Origin of the sequence: Streptomyces spinoverrucosus, assembly GCF_006539505.1 — a bacterium.
Taxonomy (GTDB): Bacteria; Actinomycetota; Actinomycetes; order Streptomycetales; family Streptomycetaceae; genus Streptomyces; species Streptomyces spinoverrucosus.
In genome coordinates, this window is sequence record NZ_BJND01000016.1 from 47,990 (window position 1) to 65,436 (window position 17,447).

Consider the following 17,447-nt stretch of genomic DNA (forward strand, 5'->3'; position numbering starts at 1 on the left):
GGGGACGGCTGATCACACCCGCGCGGTCTTGGGGTGGGACCGGGCTCGGGGGAGGATGAGGGGGACCACCAGCGGCGACTGCGGAAGGAAGCGGCGTGAGTGACACGGGCACGGCCGAAGGCGTCACCGGCGAGGACGAGGTCGTCGACCTCTGCCGCGAGCTGATCCAGATCGACACCAGCAACTACGGCGACCACTCGGGGCCGGGGGAGCGCAAGGCGGCCGAGTACGTCGCCGCCAAGCTCGCCGAGGTGGGCCTCGACGCGCGGATCATCGAGTCCCACAAGGGCCGCGCCTCCACGGTGGCCCGCATCGAGGGCGAGGACCCGTCCCGGCCCGCGCTGCTCATCCACGGCCACCTCGACGTCGTACCGGCCAACGCGGCCGACTGGACCCACCACCCCTTCTCCGGAGAGATCGCGGACGGGTGCGTGTGGGGCCGCGGGGCCGTCGACATGAAGGACATGGACGCGATGACCCTCGCGGTCGTCCGCGACCGGCTGCGCAGCGGACGCAAGCCCCCGCGCGACATCGTGCTCGCCTTCCTCGCCGACGAGGAGGCCGGCGGCACCTGGGGCGCGCGCTACCTGGTCGACAAGCACCCCGAGCTGTTCGAGGGCGTGACCGAGGGGATCGGCGAGGTCGGCGGGTTCTCCTTCACCGTCAACGAGCAGCTGCGGCTCTACCTCGTCGAGACCGCCCAGAAGGGCATGCACTGGATGCGGCTCACCGTGGACGGCACCGCCGGTCACGGCTCGATGACCAACGACGACAACGCGATCACCGAACTGTGCGAGGCCGTGGGGCGACTCGGCCGGCACAAGTGGCCGGTGCGGGTCACCAAGACCGTACGGTCCTTCCTCGACGAGCTCTCCGACGCGCTCGGTGTGGAACTCGACCCCGAGGACATGGACGAGACCCTCGCCAAGCTGGGCGGTATCGCCAAGATGATCGGCGCGACGCTGCGCAACTCGGCCGCGCCCACCATGCTCGGCGCCGGCTACAAGGTCAACGTCATCCCCGGCCAGGCCACCGCGCACGTCGACGGCCGGTTCCTGCCCGGCCACGAGGAGGAGTTCCTCGCCGACCTCGACCGGCTGCTCGGCCCCCGCGTGCGGCGCGAGGACGTGCACGCCGACAAGGCGCTGGAGACCGACTTCGACGGCAAGCTCGTCGACGCCATGCAGAGCGCGCTCAGCGCCGAGGACCCGATCGCGCGGGCCGTGCCCTACATGCTCTCCGGCGGCACCGACGCCAAGTCCTTCGACGACCTCGGCATCCGCTGCTTCGGCTTCGCGCCCCTGAAGCTGCCGCCGGAGCTGGACTTCGCCGGGATGTTCCACGGCGTCGACGAGCGAGTGCCGGTGGACGGGCTGAAGTTCGGCGTGCGGGTGCTCGACCGGTTCATCGATGCGTCCTGACTTGGCCCGATGAAACGACACATCAGTAATCGCCCGCGTGTGCGGAGCGTGACCGAGGAGGGTGAACGCGCTCATAGGCTCGTAGCCCTATTAGTTCCTCCTCGTTACAGGTGATGCGATCAGCTACTTGTGATCGCATTGCCAACAAGGAGGAATAATGATCAAGAAGGTCGTCGCTGCTGCGGCTGCCACCGGTGGGCTGGTTCTCGCGGGCGCGGGCATGGCCGTCGCCGACTCCGGTGCCCAGGGTGCCGCCGTGGGGTCCCCGGGCGTCCTGTCCGGCAACGTTGTTCAGGTTCCCGTGCACGTCCCCGTGAACGTCTGCGGCAACACGATCTCGGTGATCGGGCTGCTGAACCCCGCCTTCGGCAACACCTGCATCAACAAGTGACGCTGCCTTTCTGAGGTTCGTCCACGCCGTCGGTCCCGGAGCGCACGCCCTGCCCTCCGGGACCGACCGGTCTTTTCACGTAGGTCAAGAGGGGGAAGGCAGGAATTCAGCGATGCGACAGGGCACCCGCAAGGGACTGATGACCGTGGCCGCGGCGACCGGCGTGATCGCCGCCGCGAGCGGCCACGCCCACGCCGACTCGGGCGCGAGCGGCTCCAGTTCGAACTCGCCGGGCGTGCTGTCCGGCAACACCGTGCAGGCGCCGGTGCATGTGCCGGTCAACGTCTGCGGCAACACCGTCAACGTCGTCGGCATCCTCAACCCGGCGGTCGGCAACTCCTGCGCCAACCAGGGCGGGGGCAAGGCCTCCTCCGGCGGCTACGGCGACGACGGCGCCGGTGGCCACGGCTCCTCCGGGGCACACGCGGACGGGTACGCCGAGGACTCACCCGGCATCGGCTCCGGAAACCACATCCAGGCGCCGGTGCACGTGCCGGTAAACGTCTGCGGCAACAGCGTCGACATCATCGGCGTCGGCAACGCGGCCAAGGACAACGACTGCGCGAACGGCGGCTCCGGCAACGGTCACACCACGCCGCCGGGGGGAGGGGGCGGTACGACTCCGCCGGGCAACCCGGGTAATCCGGGTAACCCCGGTGACCCGGGTAACCCGGGCAACCCCGGTGACCCGGGCAACCCCGGTGACCCGGGCAACCCCGGTGACCCGGGCAACCCCGAGCAGCCCAGCACGCCGGGTGACGACGGCCCTGGCACCGGGGACGACAGTGGCTCCGGGAACGGCGACCGCCCCGGCGGCTCGTCCGTCAGCCAGCTCGGCGGCGACTCCGAGCTCGCCGAGACCGGCAGCGAGCTGCCGGTGGGCGCGGCCGCGGCGCTGGGCGTGGGCACGCTGCTGGCGGGCGCCGTGCTGTACCGCAGGGCGCGCGCCTCGGCGTAGCGCGTCCGGCGGCAGCGCACCCGCCACCGTCACCGTCACCGGAAACGGAGCGGGCCCCGCACCCGGCGGGGCCCGCTCCGTTCCGTTCGCGTCGCCTCAGCTCACCACGTGGCCCGCACCTGGCGGATGATCCGCCGGCGCAGCCGCACCCTGCGGCTGCCGTCGCGCAGCAGGCTCAGGCGGTGCAACTCCCAGTGTCCGTACTCGGCATGGTCCGTCAGCAGACGTGTGGCTTCCTTGCGGGAAACCCCGCGCGGTACGTACACGTCGACAAATTCGTATTCCGGCATCGCATCTATTGTGCGGGCAACGGCCCAGTACGGATAGCGTCTGCTCTATGTCTGATGCTGCGCAGCCCACCGCTGCCGAGGTACGCGCCGCCGCCGAGGCGGTCAAGACCGCGCTCGACCGTCATCTCGCGGCGGTCGAACGCAGGTCGGGAGAGGACGACCCGGCCGTCTACGAGGCGTTCAACCAGCTGGCCGCGGCCGCAGAGGTGTACGACGAGCTGCTCTACGACCGTTATGACGAGGTCACGCCCTTCGAGATCCCGGGTGCGGAGGACACGCTGCCGCCGTACACCGGGCCCGAGGAACCGAACGCCCTGAGTGTGCTGATCCGCCGCGACTACGCGGTGGCGGAGCCACAGCGACTGCTGGCGCAGGCCCAGCGGATCGAGGCGGCGGACGAGGACAGTACGGACACGGAGGGCGCGAGCACGGTCCACGGGGCGTTGGGCATCCTCTTCGGTGAGTTCGAACCGGACGAGATCGCCTCCCGGCACAAGGAGTTCGGCCTGGAGGAGGGCGACTCCACGCTGTGGGTCGCGGCGGCGGAGGAACCGGCCGACCCCGGCGAGTGGCTGGAGGCCCCGTTCGAGAACGTCGACCCGCAGAGCGTGGTCTGCCGCTTCGACGTCAGCGCCGTGTTCGACGAGGACGAGCCGGACGACGACGAGGACGATCCCGACGACCCCGAAGATCTGGAGGACGACCTCGACCTGGACGAGGACGAGGAAGAGGACCTGGAACCCCTGGACGCGGACCGCCGCTGACCAGGCACGCAGCGAACGGCAGGCGGCAGCCACGGGGACACCCCCGTGGCTGCCGCCTTTTGCCGGGGTCGGCTCAGGGCACCTCCGCCGCCACCTGCGCCCCGAGAAGCCCCGGCAGCCGAGTCGTCCGCGGCTTCGCCGAGACCTCCGCGACCGCCTTCGGCAGGGCCTGTTCCACACCGTGGACCACCGACAGGTGGCGCTCCGCGCGGCCGAACGCCGTGTACACCCAGGGGCGGCTCAACGCCTGCGCGGCGTCGCCGGGCAGGACCGCGACCACCGCGGGCCACCGGGTCCCCACCGCCTGGTGCGCGGTGAGGGCCCAGCCGTGGCGTACGGAGTGCTCCACCCGCTCCTTCGGTACGACCACGGCGTCCCCGGCGCACGACAGGTGCAGCCCCTCGGCGTCGGCCTTGACCACGTGGCCGGGGAGCGTACGGCCCGGCGCGGGGGAGTAGGCGATGCGGTCCCCGGGGTCGAAGCCGCCGAAGCGTCCGGGGCCGGGGTTGAGCCGCTCCTTCAGCGCGGCGTTCAGTGCCCGCGTCCCCGCCGCGCCCCCGTGCCCCGGCGTGATGACCACCGTCTGCTCCGGGGGTACGCCGATGGCGCGCGGCACCGAGTCGGCGACGAGCTGCACGGTCCGGTGCACGGCCTCGCCCGCGTCGCGCACCGGCACGATCACGACCTCCTTGCCGGGCGCCTCGACCTGGAGCAGCTCGCCCACACCGACCCCGGACACCAGCTCTCCCAGCGGGCCGGGATCGGGCCGCCGCGAGGCGATGTGGGGGCACTTGCGCACCGCCAGCAGATCCGCGAAGACCCGCCCGGGGCCGATGGACCACAGCACCCCCGGATCCCCGGCCAGCACCAGCCGCGCCCCGTCCGGCAGTGACTCGACCAGCAGCGCGGCCGTCTCCACATCGAGCTGGGGCGCGTCGAGTACGACGAGCAGATCGAGGGCGAGCGCGCCGTCCGCGTCCCGGCCCGGCCCCTCCGCCCCGGACAGCTGCCCGGCGACCGTGGTCACCCCGGCCTCCGGCCCGCCCACCAGCGCCGAGAACTGCCCCCGGCCGACGGGACTGTGCGCGGCGGCCCACACCCGCAGGCCGAGCCCCCGCGCCGCCCGCACCAGCTCCGCCGCCTCGGCCCGGGACGCCTCCCCGCCGGTGTGCAGCACCAGCCCGTGCCCGGCGACCGCCCGGATCAACTCGGCGGCCGCCCCCTGGGTGCCGGCCGCTGCCCGCTCCCACGCCTCGGCCGAACCGTCCTCCTTCGGCGCGGAGTTGATCAACCGGGCCAGACCGTCGGCCAGGCTCTCCTCCGCGAGCGCGTACCGCTCCAGCCCGACGAGGACCCGGACAGGACGCTCCTCGCCCTCGCCCTCGTCCTCCTCCAGCCCGTCCTGGAATGCCAGGGCATCGCCCTCGGCGAGCGCCCCCTGCACGGCCTCCTCCGGGTCCGGCACCCCCCGCTGCTCCAGCGCGGCGGTCAGCGCAGGCATCTCCAGCGCGGTGTGCCCGGCGAGCGCCGCCTGCTCCAGCAGCCACACGGTGACCGCCCGCCCCCGCCGCTCGTCGTCGGGCCCGCACTCCGCCCCCAGCAGCGCCCGCGCGAAACCGTCGGCCTGCTCCGGCCGCACACCGCCGACCCGCAGCAACTGCCAGGGATCGGCCCGTAGCAGCTCCTCGGCGCCCTCACCCAGCACCGTCGCGACCGGCACGGCGAGCGTCTCGGGAGCACCGCCCTCGCTCAGCACCCGCCGCACGCCCTCGACGACCTCGGGCGCGGGCGCGCCCGCCGCGACCGGCGCCACGGGCTGCGTCCGTCGTACCGGCTCCGGGGCCTGCCGCCGGGGCGGCGGCTCCTCGAACACGGTCGCGGGCGGCTTCTCCCCGCTCTCCACCGCACGCACGGCCGCGAGCAGTTCGGCGGCCTTCCCGCTGAGCTTCGCACCGGCCTCGACGGGCCCCTGCCGCTCCGCCTTGCGCCGCTCGATCCGCTCCCGCTCCACCCGCTGAGCCACCAACTCGGCCTCGGCCTCAGAGAGCTCACGGCCTCCGGCATCCGCCTCGGCCTTCCCGGCGTCCGCAGCGTCGGCCCCGGCGTCCGCCTCGGCCTTGCCGGCGTCCGCAGCGTCGGCCCCGGCGTCCGCCTCGGTCTCCCCGGCGTCCGCAGCCTCGCTCGCAGCGTCCGACAGCTCCCCACCCCCGGCACTCGACGCCTCCGCCTGCTCACCAATCCCGCTGCTCCCAGGCGCCCCCGACACCACACCGCCCCCGGCATCCGCAGCCTCGGTCTCCGCGGCGTCCGGCTTCCTCGGCTCGGCGTCCTCGGTGGTCTCCGGCTCCGTGCTCACAGCGTGCTCCAGTCGTGATCGGGATAGCGGTGCACAGGCGCCGACACATCGTCGAGCGCCCGGCAGATCTCGTCAGGAAGACTAAGCGCCTCCACTGACAATGCCGCCGTGAGCTGCTGCGAGGTGCGCGCACCGACGATCGGCGCCGCCACGCCGGGCCGGTCCCGCACCCACGCGAGGGCCACTTGGAGCGGCGTGACCGCCAGCCCGTCCGCCGCCGTCGTCACGGCGTCCACGATGCGGCTCGCGGTGTCGTCGAGGTACGGCTCGACGAAGGGCGCCAGATGTTCCGAGGCCCCCCGCGAGTCCGGCGGCAGGGCGTTGCCCCGGTACTTGCCGGTCAGCACACCCCGCCCCAGCGGCGACGACGGCAACATCCCGATGCCCAGGTCCAGCGCGGCCGGCAGCACCTCCCGCTCGACGCCGCGCTGCAGCAGCGAGTACTCCATCTGCGTACTGGCCAGCCTCGTCCGCACCCCGGGCGCCGCCAGCTGCCAGGTCGCCGCCTTCGCCAGCTGCCAGCCGCAGAAGTTGGAGACCCCCGCGTACCGCGCCCGCCCGCTGCTCACCGCCAGGTCCAGCGCGTGGAGCGTCTCCTCCAGCGGGGTGTCCGGGTCGTAGGCGTGGATGTGCCACAGGTCCACGTAGTCCGTGCCGAGCCGGGCGAGCGAGGCGTCGAGCGCGGCCAGCAGATGCCCCCGCGACCCGTCGAACCGCCGGTCCGGGTCCGGCACGCTCCCGGCCTTGGTCGACAGCACCAGGTCCCGTCGCGGCACGAGCCCTTCTATGAGCCGCCCGAGCAGGTACTCGGCCTCGCCATCCCCGTAGACGTCGGCGGTGTCCACGAGCGTCCCGCCCGCTTCCCAGAACGTCTTCAGCAGGTCCGCGGCATCATGCTCATCGGTGTCCCGCCCCCAGGTCAGGGTGCCGAGTCCGATCCGGGACACACGCAGGCCGGTACGGCCGAGATGCCTCTGCTCCATGTCCGCCGAGATTACTGGCCAGAACTGGTGCCGTGGGTTGCCTGTGGACAACCGATTTCGCTGATCCGGCCCCCACGCTAAGGTCGACGCCACAAGGGACGTTACTGATCAGTAAGGGGAAGGCCATGCAGCTCGGGATCAACCTCGGCTACTGGGGCGCCGGAATGGACGCGGACAACCTCGCCGTGGCCCAGGAGGCCGACCGCCTCGGATACGCCGTCTGCTGGGCCGCCGAGGCCTACGGCTCCGACGCCGCCACCGTGCTCAGCTGGGTCGCCGCCCAGACGGAACGCATCGACGTCGGCTCGGCCATCTTCCAGATCCCGGCACGCCAGCCCGCGATGACCGCGATGACCGCCGCCACCCTGGACTCGCTGTCCGGCGGCCGGTTCCGCCTCGGCCTCGGCGTCTCAGGACCGCAGGTCTCCGAGGGCTGGTACGGCGTCAAGTTCGACAAGCCGCTGTCCCGCACGCGCGAGTACGTCGAGATCGTCCGCAAGGCCATGACCCGCGAGCGCCTCTCCTACGACGGCGAGCACTGGACGCTTCCCCTCCCCGGCGGCCCCGGCAAGCCGATCAAGCTCACCGTCCACCCGCAGCGCGAGCACATCCCGCTGTACATCGCCGCGATCGGCCCCAAGAACCTGGAACAGACCGGCGAGATCGCCGACGGCGCCCTGCTGATCTTCCCGTCCGCCGGCCACCTGGAGGACACCGCGATCAAGTACCTGCGCGCGGGCCGCGAGAAGGTCGGCCGGACCATGGACGGCTTCGACGTCTGCCCGACCCTCCCGCTCGCCGTCGGCGACGACAAGGACATCACTGCCCTCGCCGACACCTTCCGCCCCTACACCGCCCTGTACGTCGGCGGCATGGGCAGCCCGAAGCAGAACTTCTACAACCAGCTCGCCCGGCGCATGGGCTACGAGCAGCAGGCCGCCGAGATCCAGGACAAGTACCTCTCCGGTGACAAGCAGGGCGCCGCGGTCGCCGTACCGCACGAGCTGATCGACCAGACCACGCTGCTCGGCTCCGTGGAGCGCATCGCCGACCGGATGAAGGCCTACGCGGCGGCCGGGGTCACGACGCTGTCGCTGGCGCCCGCCGGTTTCACGCTGGAGGAGCGGCTCGCCTCGCTGCGGGCGGGTTCCGAGGCGCTGGAGCGGGCCGGGCTCGCGTAACGCGTCGTAGCGCCGCCGGAGAAGTCTCCACGGCCGTGGTGGGGGCTCGGGGGTCTTCCCCGCCACGGCCGTCACCGGGAACAACGCGCCGACCAGCGCGCGGTTACGCTCCCGACGCGCCCCCGTCAGTCCATCTTTCGGTGGAGTTGTCCGACACAACTGTTGCCCTGGGACAGCGCGAGCATTTGACTCGTTCTTTGCGGAATTCTGCAGAGAGGTGCTCTCAGATGCTTTCGGCCAAGAGTCTGTTCCAGGAGATCCTCGACAACGACCAGTCGTTCCGGCTGTTCTGCTCCATCGCGGCCAGCGGTGAGGCGCAGGGCGGCTGGGAGAACGCCCGGATCGCCGCGCTCGTGCCCGCGAGCGAGCGCGACCTCGCCCCCAAGATCACCCGCCATGGCGCGGACGAGGACAAGCACGGGCGGATCTTCAACGCGCTGCTGAAGAAGCGCGGCCTCGAACCCGTCGAGGTCCCGCCGGACACCGACTACACGATGCTGCTGGAGAAGCAGGGCATCGGCCTCGCACACGAGAAGCTCAAGGCGGACCAGCCGCTCACCGTGCAGGACATCATCACGTACCTCGCACACAGCCGCGTCACCGAACAGCGCGCCGCCGACCAGATGGTGATGCTCAAGAAGTACTTCGTGGACCACCCGGTCGTCGGCAGGGCGGTCCGGATGATCTCCAACGACGAGGACAACCACCTCGCCTACACCCACGAGGAACTGCTGCGCTTCGCCGGCGCCGGACACGGCCGCCACATCCAGCGCACCCTGCGCGAGACCGCCCTCGCCGAGATCCGCGTCTACCGGGACGTCAGCCTCGCGGTCATGGCCCGCATGGGCCGCATCCTCGGCTGGTCCCGGCCGAAGGCCGCGGTGCTCGCGTTCGGCATCCACGCCGTGTACTGCTACGAGCGGCTCGGCGGCTGGCGGCGCATGGTGACCCTGAAGATGCCCGACCGCCGCAACGCCCTCGGCGGCCCGGCCACCGCCGCCCCCGAGTTCGCCTGAGCGGGTCCCGCCGCGCTGTACGGGCCCGCCCACCCGAGGGGGCGCGGACGTACGGCGCGGCGGAACTACGGCAGCGGTGAGCTGTCGCTCGAAGACTTGGAACTCTCCTCCCTGCGCCTACCCTGGGCCGCATGCCCACGCTGATCCTCGTCCGGCACGGACGCTCCACCGCCAACACCGAGGGACTGCTCGCCGGCTGGACGCCCGGCGTCGCCCTCGACGAGCGCGGCGCCGCGCAGGCCGCCGCACTGCCCGGGCGGCTCGCCGAGCTGCCGATCGCCGAGATCGTCACCAGCCCGCTGCAGCGCTGCCAGGAGACGATCCGGCCGCTGCTCGACGCCCGCCCCGAGCTGCGCGTCCACACCGACGAGCGGATCGGGGAGTGCCACTACGGCGACTGGTCCGGGCGCAAGCTCGCCGAGCTCAAGGACGAACCCCTGATGGAGGTGGTGCAGGCGCACCCGACGGCGGCCGTCTTCCCGGGCGGTGAGTCGATGCGGGCGATGCAGCACCGGGCCGCGGAGGCGGTACGGGAGTGGAACGCGCGCGTGGAGCGCGATCACGGCGCCGACGCCGTGTACCTGATGTGCTCGCACGGGGACATCATCAAGGCCCTCGTCGCCGACGCACTCGGACTTCATCTCGACCTGTTCCAGCGGATTTCCGTAGAACCCTGTTCCATCACCGCCATCCGTTACACCCGTCTGAGGCCGTTTCTCGTGCGCCTCGGGGACACCGGCGACTTCGCGTCCCTGGTGCCCCGCGAGGAACCGCCCGGCGGGGACGCACCTGTCGGGGGCGGTGCGGGCGCACCGTGATCGTCGGCCGCAGTAGGGTGAAGCGGTCGCAGTAACGCCGTACTTGTCCGCAGCCGAGCGTCCGCACGGCGGCCGGTCGGTCCCGATGTCGATGTCGACCCACGATCAATGGAGACAGGACGTGTCCCGTCAGGTGTTCCTCTACGACCCCCCGGACCGCTTCGTGGCCGGTACGGTCGGACTGCCCGGGCGCCGTACCTTCTTCCTCCAGGCCATCGCAGGCTCCCGGGTGACCAGCGTGGCTCTGGAGAAGACTCAGGTCGCAGCGCTCGCCGAGCGCATGGACGAGCTGCTCGACGAGGTGGTGCGGCGCAGCGGCGGCAACGCCGCCGTGCCGGCCGTGGCCCCCGCCGAGATCACCGACAGCGCCCCGCTGGAGACCCCCATCGAGGAGGAGTTCCGGGTCGGCACCATGGCCCTCGCCTGGGACGGCGAGGAACAGCGCATGATCGTCGAGGCGCAGGCGCTGGTGGAGCTCGACGCCGACACCGAGGAGGACCTCGCCGAGGCCGAGGAGCGGCTCCTCCAGGACGAGGAGAACGGGCCCCCGATGCTGCGGGTCCGGCTCACCGGCGCGCAGGCCCGCGCCTTCGCAAAGCGCGCCCTCGACGTCGTCAACGCCGGCCGGCCGCCCTGCCCGCTGTGCAGTCTGCCGCTCGACCCGGAAGGACACGTATGTCCGCGCCAGAACGGATACCGCCGCGGAGCATGACCTCCGAGGAGCTGCTCGCCACCGGTGAGCTGACCGTGCGCGGACGCATCCGGGACGCCTCCAACGCGGCCCTGTACTGCACGGTCGCGTACGACGGCCAGGAGGCCACCTGCGTCTACAAGCCCGTCGCGGGGGAGCGGCCCCTGTGGGACTTCCCCGACGGGACCCTGGCCCAGCGCGAGGTCGCCGCGTACGAGGTCTCCGAGGTGACCGGCTGGGGCCTGGTCCCGCCCACCGTGCTGCGCGACGGGCCGTACGGCGAGGGCATGTGCCAGCTGTGGGTCGAGGCGCGGCCTGACGCCGAGCTGCTCGCCCTCGTCGACGCCGAGGAGCCCGCCCCCGGCTGGAAGGCGATCGGCTTCGCCGAGGTCGGCGACGGGAAGACCGCGCTGCTGGTGCACGCCGACGACGAGCGGCTGCGGCGGCTCGCCGTGCTCGACGCCGTGATCAACAACGCCGACCGCAAGGGCGGCCATCTGCTGCCGACCGGGGACGGACGGCTGTACGGCATCGACCACGGGGTCACCTTCAACGTCGAGAACAAGCTGCGCACCCTCCTGTGGGGCTGGGCCGGTGAGCCGCTCACCGCGGAGGCCGTGGAGGTCCTCCAGCGGCTCCAGCGCGAGCTGAAGGCGGACGGGCCGCTCGCCGAGCGGCTGGGCGCGCTGATCACCGATGCCGAGCTCGACGCCACCCGCGCGCGGGTCGACGTACTGCTCGCCACCGGGACGCATCCCGAGCCGAACGGGGAGTGGCCCGCGATTCCCTGGCCGCCGGTGTGACGGGCACATCCGGGGAGATCGCGCAAGGGTGCCTCCCCGGCCATCCCGCCTGGTCCGGTTCGTATACGGAACTCCAGTCCGGTTAGGCTCAAGACATGCATGCCTGGCCCGCTTCCGAGGTCCCCGCCCTGCCTGGCAAGGGCCGCGACCTGAGGATCCACGACACCGCGACCGGTGGGCTCGTCACCCTCGACCCCGGTCCCGTCGCCCGTATCTACGTCTGCGGTATCACCCCGTACGACGCGACCCACATGGGTCACGCGGCGACCTACAACGCGTTCGACCTCGTGCAGCGCGTGTGGCTCGACACCAAGCGGCAGGTCCAGTACGTGCAAAACGTCACCGACGTCGACGATCCCCTCCTGCAGCGGGCCGACCGTGACGGCCTCGACTGGGTCGCCCTCGCCGAGCGGGAGACCGCGCTGTTCCGCGAGGACATGACCGCCCTGCGGATGCTGCCCCCGCAGCACTACATCGGCGCCGTCGAGGCGATACCCGGCATCGTGCCGCTGGTGGAGCGGCTGCGCGACATGGGCGCGGCCTACGAACTCGAAGGCGACATCTACTTCTCCGTCGAGTCCGACCCCCACTTCGGCCAGGTGTCCAACCTGGACGCGGCCGCCATGCGGCTGCTCTCCGCCGAGCGCGGCGGCGACCCGGACCGCCCGGGCAAGAAGAACCCCGTCGACCCGATGCTGTGGATGGCGGCCCGCGAGGGCGAGCCGAGCTGGGACGGCGGTTCACTCGGCCGGGGCCGGCCCGGCTGGCACATCGAGTGCGTGGCCATCGCCCTCGACCACCTCGGGATGGGCTTCGACGTCCAGGGCGGCGGCTCCGACCTCGCCTTCCCGCACCACGAGATGGGCGCCTCGCACGCCCAGGTGCTGACCGGCGAGTTCCCCATGGCCAAGGCCTATGTGCACGCCGGGATGGTCGCCCTCGACGGCGAGAAGATGTCCAAGTCCAAGGGCAACCTGGTCTTCGTCTCCCGGCTGCGCCGCGAGGGCGTCGACCCGGCCGCGATCCGGCTCGCCCTGCTCGCCCACCACTACCGGGCCGACTGGGAGTGGACCGACCAGGTACTCCAGGACGCCGTGGCCCGACTCGACCGCTGGCGCTCCGCCGTCTCCCGGCCCGACGGACCGAGCGCCGACACGCTGGTCGAGGAGATCCGCGAGGCCCTCGCCGACGACCTGAACGCCCCGGCCGCGCTCGCCGCGGTCGACCGCTGGGCGGCTCGGCAGCAGGAGCAAGGCGGTACGGACACGGGCGCCCCCGGCGTCGTAACCCGTGCTGTGGACGCGCTGTTGGGCGTGGCCCTGTAGGACACCACTGTGGGCCGCTCCCTCCCGGCGGGGGAAGCGGCCCACACTGCTGCACTCACTCCTCGGAGGAGTCCTCGTCGTCGGTGCCCGGCTTCGGCGGGCGGGGTCGGCTGCTCGGGTTGTCCCGCAGGAACGGCGGGATCTCGCCGCCGTCCGCCGTCGCGTGCCCGCCGGGCGTGGGCGGGGTGCCGCCGTCCCGGCGACGCAGATACCGCTCGAACTCACGGGCGATCGCCTCGCCCGACGCCTCCGGCAGCTCCGCGGTGTCACGGGCCTCCTCCAGCGTCTGCACGTACTCCGCGACCTCGCTGTCCTCGGCGGCCAGCTGATCCACGCCCACCTGCCAGGCCCGCGCGTCCTCGGGCAGCTCGCCCAGCGGGATGCGGACGTCGATCAGATCCTCCAGACGGTTGAGCAGGGCCAGCGTCGCCTTCGGGTTGGGCGGCTGCGACACGTAGTGCGGTACGGCCGCCCAGAGCGACACCGCCGGTACGCCCGCGTGCGTGCACGCCTCCTGCAGGACGCCGACGATGCCCGTCGGGCCCTCGTACTTGGTCTCCTCCAGGTCCATCCGGCGGGCCAGGTCCGGGTCGGACGTGGTCCCGCTGATCGGGACCGGACGGGTGTGCGGGGTGTCGCCGAGCAGGGCGCCGAGGATCACCACCAGCTCCACGCCCAACTCGTGCGCGAAGCCAAGCAGTTCGTTGCAGAACGAGCGCCAGCGCATGGACGGTTCGATGCCGCGGACCAGCACCAGGTCCCGCGGCTTGTCGCCGCCGACCCGGACCACCGACAACCTTGTCGTCGGCCAGGTGATCTTGCGGACGCCGGCGTCCATCCACACGGTGGGCCGGTTCACCTGGAAGTCGTAGTAGTCCTCGGCGTCGAGCGCCGCGAACACCTCGCCCTTCCACTCCCTCTCGAGATGCGCGACCGCGGTGGAGGCGGCGTCGCCGGCATCGTTCCAGCCCTCGAACGCGGCCACCATGACCGGGTCGATCAGCTCGGGAACCCCCTCGAGCTCGATCACCCAGTGCCTCCTTCCGACGTGCCTCGCCTGACGCCCCAACCTTACGGCGTGCGGCGGGGGCACCCGCAGCCCCCTTGCACGGGGGAGTGAACGGATCACTGCCCCGTTCGTCACCCCGGGACACCCGCGTTCCGGGCCGCAGCACACCGAAGACGGGGGCGGCTCCGTCGGCGTGGAGCCGCCCCCGTCCGTCGCGTTCGGCTACTTCTTGTCGATCAGGTCCTGGACCTTGGCGCGGACGTCGTCCGTGGCCAGGCCGCGGATCGTCAGGGTCGTGCGACGGCGCAGCACGTCGTCCGCGGTCTCGGCCCACTCGTGGTCGCGGGCCCAGACGACCTGGGCCCAGATCTCCGGGGCGTCCGGGTGGACGCGCTGGGCGAGCTCGGGGTTGTCGTTGGCCAGGCGGGCGATGTCGAACGCCAGCGAGCCGTAGTGCGTGGCCAGGTGCTTGGCGGTGTCCGCCGCCATGCGCGGGCCAGGCGCGGGGCGGTCGGTCAGCAGGCGGTGGGCGACCGCGCGCGGGTTGGCGACACCCGGTAGCGGCAGCTTCTTCGGCAGCGAGGCGATCGGCTCGAAGTCCTCGCCGAGCGGGCGGCCCGGCAGCGCCTCCAGCTTCTTCATGATCGTCCGGCCGATGTGGCGGAAGGTGGTCCACTTGCCGCCCGCGACGGACAGCATCCCGCCCCGGCCCTCGGTGACCACCGTCTCGCGCTTGGCCTTGGCGGTGTCACCGGGTCCGCCCGGCAGCACCCGCAGACCCGCGAAGGCGTATGTGATCAGGTCCCGGTCGAGCTGCTGGTCGCGAATGGAGAACGCGGCCTCGTCGAGTATCTGGGCTATGTCCTTGTCGTTGACGGCGACATCGGCCGGGTCGCCCTCGTACACCTCGTCGGTGGTGCCGAGCAGCAGCATGTCCTCCCAGGGGAGGGCGAAGGTGATGCGGTACTTGTCGATCGGGGTGGCGAGCGCGGCCTTCCAGGGTGAGGTGCGCTTCAGGACCAGATGCGCGCCCTTCGACAGGCGGATGGACGGCGCGGCATTGGGGTCCTCCATCTTGCGCAGGTGATCGACCCAGGGGCCGGTCGCGTTCAGCACCAGGCGGGCGTTGACGCCGAACTCGTCACCGGACAGGCGGTCCTTGAGCTCGGCGCCGGTCACCCGGCCCTGAGTGAAGCGCAGGCCGGTGACCTCGGCGTGGTTGAGGACGACCGCGCCGGCCTCGACGGCCGCGCGGACCGTCATCAGGGCCATCCGGGCGTCGTTCATCTGGTCGTCGCCGTAGACGGCCACGGCCTTGAGGTTCTCGGTACGCAGCTCGGGCACGTCCGCCTGCGCCTTGGCGGGCGAGAGCAGGTGGCCGACGCCGTCACCGAAGGCGGACAGTGCGGAGTAGGCGAAGACACCCGCGCCGAGCTTCGCGGCGCCGTGCGGGCCCCCCTTGTACACGGGGAGGTAGAAGGTGAGCGGGTTCGCCAGGTGGGGGGCCACCTGGCGGGAGACCGCACGGCGTTCGAAGTGATTCTCCGCCACCAGCTTCACCGCGCCGGTCTGCAGATAGCGCAGACCGCCGTGGAGGAGCTTGGAGGAGGCGGAGGAGGTGGCGCCGGCGAAGTCGCCGGCGTCGACCAGCGCCACCCTCAGGCCGGACTGCGCGGCGTGCCAGGCGGTGGAGATGCCCAGGATGCCGCCGCCGATCACGAGAAGGTCGTACGACGCCTTGGCGAGCTGCTCCCGGGTCTCGGCTCGGCTCGGGTTCGAGCCGGAGGCCGGGCGCGTGCCCAGGGCAGGCACGGACTGCAGGGTGGACTGGCTGGTCATGTCGGGTTTTTACTCCTCGTCAGCCGACTGTGCGTCAGCTCTCGTCGAATCAGCTCTCGTCTTCGTCGAGCCAGCCCATGGTCCGCTCGACGGCCTTGAGCCAGCTCTTGTACTCACGGTCGCGGGTGTCCGCGTCCATGCGGGGGGTCCACTCGGCGGCCCGCCGCCAGTTGGCGCGCAGCTCGTCGGTGCTGGACCAGAAGCCGACGGCGAGACCGGCGGCGTAGGCGGCGCCGAGGCAGGTGGTCTCGGCGACCATCGGGCGCACCACGGGGGCGTCCACGAAGTCGGCGAGGGTCTGCATCAGCAGGTTGTTGGAGGTCATACCGCCGTCGACCTTCAGCGCGGTCAGTTCGACGCCGGAGTCCTTCGTCATGGCGTCGGCGATCTCGCGGGTCTGCCAGGCGGTGGCCTCCAGCACGGCGCGCGCGAGGTGCGCCTTGGTGACGTACCGGGTGAGGCCGGCGATGACACCGCGGGCGTCGGAGCGCCAGTAGGGGGCGAACAGGCCGGAGAAGGCGGGCACGAAGTAGGCGCCGCCGTTGTCCTCGACCGTCAGGGCGAGGGTTTCGATCTCGGCGGCGGTGGAGATCAGGCCCATCTGGTCGCGCATCCACTGCACCAGCGCGCCGGTGACGGCGATGGAGCCTTCCAGGGCGTAGACCGGCTGCTGTCCGCCGATCTGGTAGCCGACGGTGGTCAGCAGCCCGCTGTAGGAGTTGATGAGCTTGTCACCGGTGTTCATCACCATGAAGGTGCCGGTGCCGTACGTGGACTTGGTCTCGCCCTCGGAGAAGCAGGTCTGCCCGAACAGGGCGGCCTGCTGGTCGCCGAGTGCGGAGGCGACGGGGATGCCGCCGAGGAGGTCGCCGAGCTTGCCGCCGGTGATCTCGCCGTAGACCTCGGCGGAGGAGCGGATCTCGGGCAGCATCGCCAGCGGCACACCGATGGACTCGGCGATCTTCTCGTCCCACTGCATGGTGTGCAGGTTCATCAGCAGGGTGCGGGAGGCGTTGGTGACGTCGGTGACGTGGTGGCCGCCGTTGACGCCGCCGGTCAGGTTCCAGATGACCCAGGTGTCCATGGTGCCGAAGAGGATGTCGCCGGCTTCGGCGCGCTCCTTCAGACCCTCGACGTTGTCGAGCAGCCAGCGGGCCTTGGGGCCGGAGAAGTACGAGGCCAGCGGCAGGCCGGTCTCGCGGCGGAAGCGGTCCTGGCCTACGTTGCGGCCGAGTTCGCGGCACAGGGCGTCGGTGCGGGTGTCCTGCCAGACGATGGCGTTGTGGACGGGTTCACCGGTGTTCTTGTCCCACAGCACGGTGGTTTCGCGCTGATTGGTGATGCCGATGGCCTTGATGTCGTCGCGGGTGATGCCGGCCTTGTCGATGGCTCCGGCGACGACCTCCTGGACGTTGGTCCAGATCTCGGTGGCGTTGTGCTCGACCCAGCCCGGCTTGGGGAAGATCTGCTCGTGCTCCTTCTGGTCGACGGAGACGATCCGGCCGTCCCGGTCGAAGACGATGCAGCGGCTGGAGGTCGTGCCCTGGTCGATCGCGGCGATGAACGGGCCGGCGGTGTGGGCGTCGGTCACTGTGTGCTCCT

At 71.7% G+C, this 17,447-nt stretch carries 16 protein-coding genes; 10 read left to right on the plus strand and 6 right to left on the minus strand.

The window, feature by feature from the left end:
• Positions 1–95 precede the first annotated feature (95 nt).
• From SSP24_RS10380 to SSP24_RS10390, 3 genes are all read left to right on the plus strand, one after another.
• Positions 96–1,421, plus strand: a complete 1,326-nt coding sequence (locus SSP24_RS10380; protein WP_141309215.1) for a M20/M25/M40 family metallo-hydrolase — start codon at positions 96–98, stop codon at positions 1,419–1,421.
• Between the two features lie 157 nt (positions 1,422–1,578).
• Positions 1,579–1,812 (plus strand): chaplin ChpH, encoded by a 234-nt coding sequence (gene chpH, locus SSP24_RS10385; protein WP_141309216.1) that lies wholly within the window; start codon positions 1,579–1,581, stop codon positions 1,810–1,812.
• A 112-nt stretch (positions 1,813–1,924) separates the two neighbouring features.
• Positions 1,925–2,770 (plus strand): chaplin, encoded by an 846-nt coding sequence (locus SSP24_RS10390; protein WP_141309217.1) that lies wholly within the window; start codon positions 1,925–1,927, stop codon positions 2,768–2,770.
• A gap of 101 nt (positions 2,771–2,871) precedes the next feature.
• Here SSP24_RS10390 and SSP24_RS10395 read toward each other — a convergent pair whose 3' ends face one another.
• Positions 2,872–3,060 (minus strand): DUF5703 family protein, encoded by a 189-nt coding sequence (locus SSP24_RS10395; RefSeq protein ID WP_141309218.1) that lies wholly within the window; start codon positions 3,058–3,060, stop codon positions 2,872–2,874.
• 47 nt (positions 3,061–3,107) lie between these two features.
• On the opposite strand from SSP24_RS10395, the gene SSP24_RS10400 reads away from it, so the two are divergent.
• The gene (locus SSP24_RS10400) at positions 3,108–3,824 is read left to right on the plus strand and encodes a hypothetical protein (protein WP_141309219.1); all 717 of its coding nucleotides are present in this window, start codon (positions 3,108–3,110) and stop codon (positions 3,822–3,824) included.
• Between the two features lie 73 nt (positions 3,825–3,897).
• Here the strand turns inward: SSP24_RS10400 and SSP24_RS10405 are convergent, their stop codons facing one another.
• Both SSP24_RS10405 and SSP24_RS10410 read right to left on the minus strand, forming a co-directional pair.
• Entirely contained in the window at positions 3,898–6,180 is a 2,283-nt protein-coding gene (locus SSP24_RS10405) for a helix-hairpin-helix domain-containing protein (RefSeq protein ID WP_141309220.1), read from the minus strand.
• Positions 6,177–7,163 carry an aldo/keto reductase gene (locus SSP24_RS10410; protein ID WP_141309221.1) on the minus strand — a complete coding sequence of 329 codons (987 nt, stop codon included), beginning with the start codon at positions 7,161–7,163 and terminating at the stop codon, positions 6,177–6,179. Before SSP24_RS10410 ends, SSP24_RS10405 begins: the two co-directional genes overlap by 4 nt.
• Before the next feature lie 125 nt (positions 7,164–7,288).
• On the opposite strand from SSP24_RS10410, the gene SSP24_RS10415 reads away from it, so the two are divergent.
• The 6 genes from SSP24_RS10415 to mshC all read left to right on the plus strand — a co-directional run bounded on the left by SSP24_RS10415 (position 7,289) and on the right by mshC (position 12,997).
• Positions 7,289–8,344 carry an LLM class F420-dependent oxidoreductase gene (locus tag SSP24_RS10415; RefSeq protein ID WP_141309222.1) on the plus strand — a complete coding sequence of 352 codons (1,056 nt, stop codon included), beginning with the start codon at positions 7,289–7,291 and terminating at the stop codon, positions 8,342–8,344.
• Between the two features lie 227 nt (positions 8,345–8,571).
• Entirely contained in the window at positions 8,572–9,360 is a 789-nt protein-coding gene (locus tag SSP24_RS10420) for a ferritin family protein (protein WP_141309223.1), read from the plus strand.
• Between the two features lie 131 nt (positions 9,361–9,491).
• Positions 9,492–10,178 carry a histidine phosphatase family protein gene (locus SSP24_RS10425; RefSeq protein WP_141309224.1) on the plus strand — a complete coding sequence of 229 codons (687 nt, stop codon included), beginning with the start codon at positions 9,492–9,494 and terminating at the stop codon, positions 10,176–10,178.
• A gap of 121 nt (positions 10,179–10,299) precedes the next feature.
• A complete protein-coding gene (locus SSP24_RS10430) occupies positions 10,300–10,890 on the plus strand; it encodes a DUF3090 domain-containing protein (RefSeq protein WP_141309225.1) in 591 nt (196 codons plus the stop codon).
• Positions 10,854–11,672, plus strand: coding sequence for an SCO1664 family protein (locus SSP24_RS10435; RefSeq protein ID WP_141309226.1), 819 nt, complete (start codon positions 10,854–10,856; stop codon positions 11,670–11,672). The genes SSP24_RS10430 and SSP24_RS10435 overlap by 37 nt, the downstream gene beginning before the upstream one ends.
• A 95-nt stretch (positions 11,673–11,767) precedes the next feature.
• The gene (gene mshC, locus SSP24_RS10440; protein WP_141309227.1) at positions 11,768–12,997 is read left to right on the plus strand and encodes a cysteine--1-D-myo-inosityl 2-amino-2-deoxy-alpha-D-glucopyranoside ligase; all 1,230 of its coding nucleotides are present in this window, start codon (positions 11,768–11,770) and stop codon (positions 12,995–12,997) included.
• Between the two features lie 55 nt (positions 12,998–13,052).
• Here mshC and SSP24_RS10445 read toward each other — a convergent pair whose 3' ends face one another.
• The 3 genes from SSP24_RS10445 to glpK form a co-directional block, all read right to left on the minus strand.
• Positions 13,053–14,027 carry a PAC2 family protein gene (locus SSP24_RS10445; protein WP_141309228.1) on the minus strand — a complete coding sequence of 325 codons (975 nt, stop codon included), beginning with the start codon at positions 14,025–14,027 and terminating at the stop codon, positions 13,053–13,055.
• A 201-nt stretch (positions 14,028–14,228) separates the two neighbouring features.
• Positions 14,229–15,845, minus strand: a complete 1,617-nt coding sequence (locus SSP24_RS10450) for a glycerol-3-phosphate dehydrogenase/oxidase (protein ID WP_141309229.1) — start codon at positions 15,843–15,845, stop codon at positions 14,229–14,231.
• A gap of 49 nt (positions 15,846–15,894) precedes the next feature.
• Positions 15,895–17,436: a glycerol kinase GlpK gene (gene glpK, locus SSP24_RS10455; RefSeq protein WP_141309230.1), complete on the minus strand. Its 1,542-nt coding sequence runs from the start codon at positions 17,434–17,436 to the stop codon at positions 15,895–15,897.
• Between the last annotated feature and the right edge of the window lie 11 nt (positions 17,437–17,447).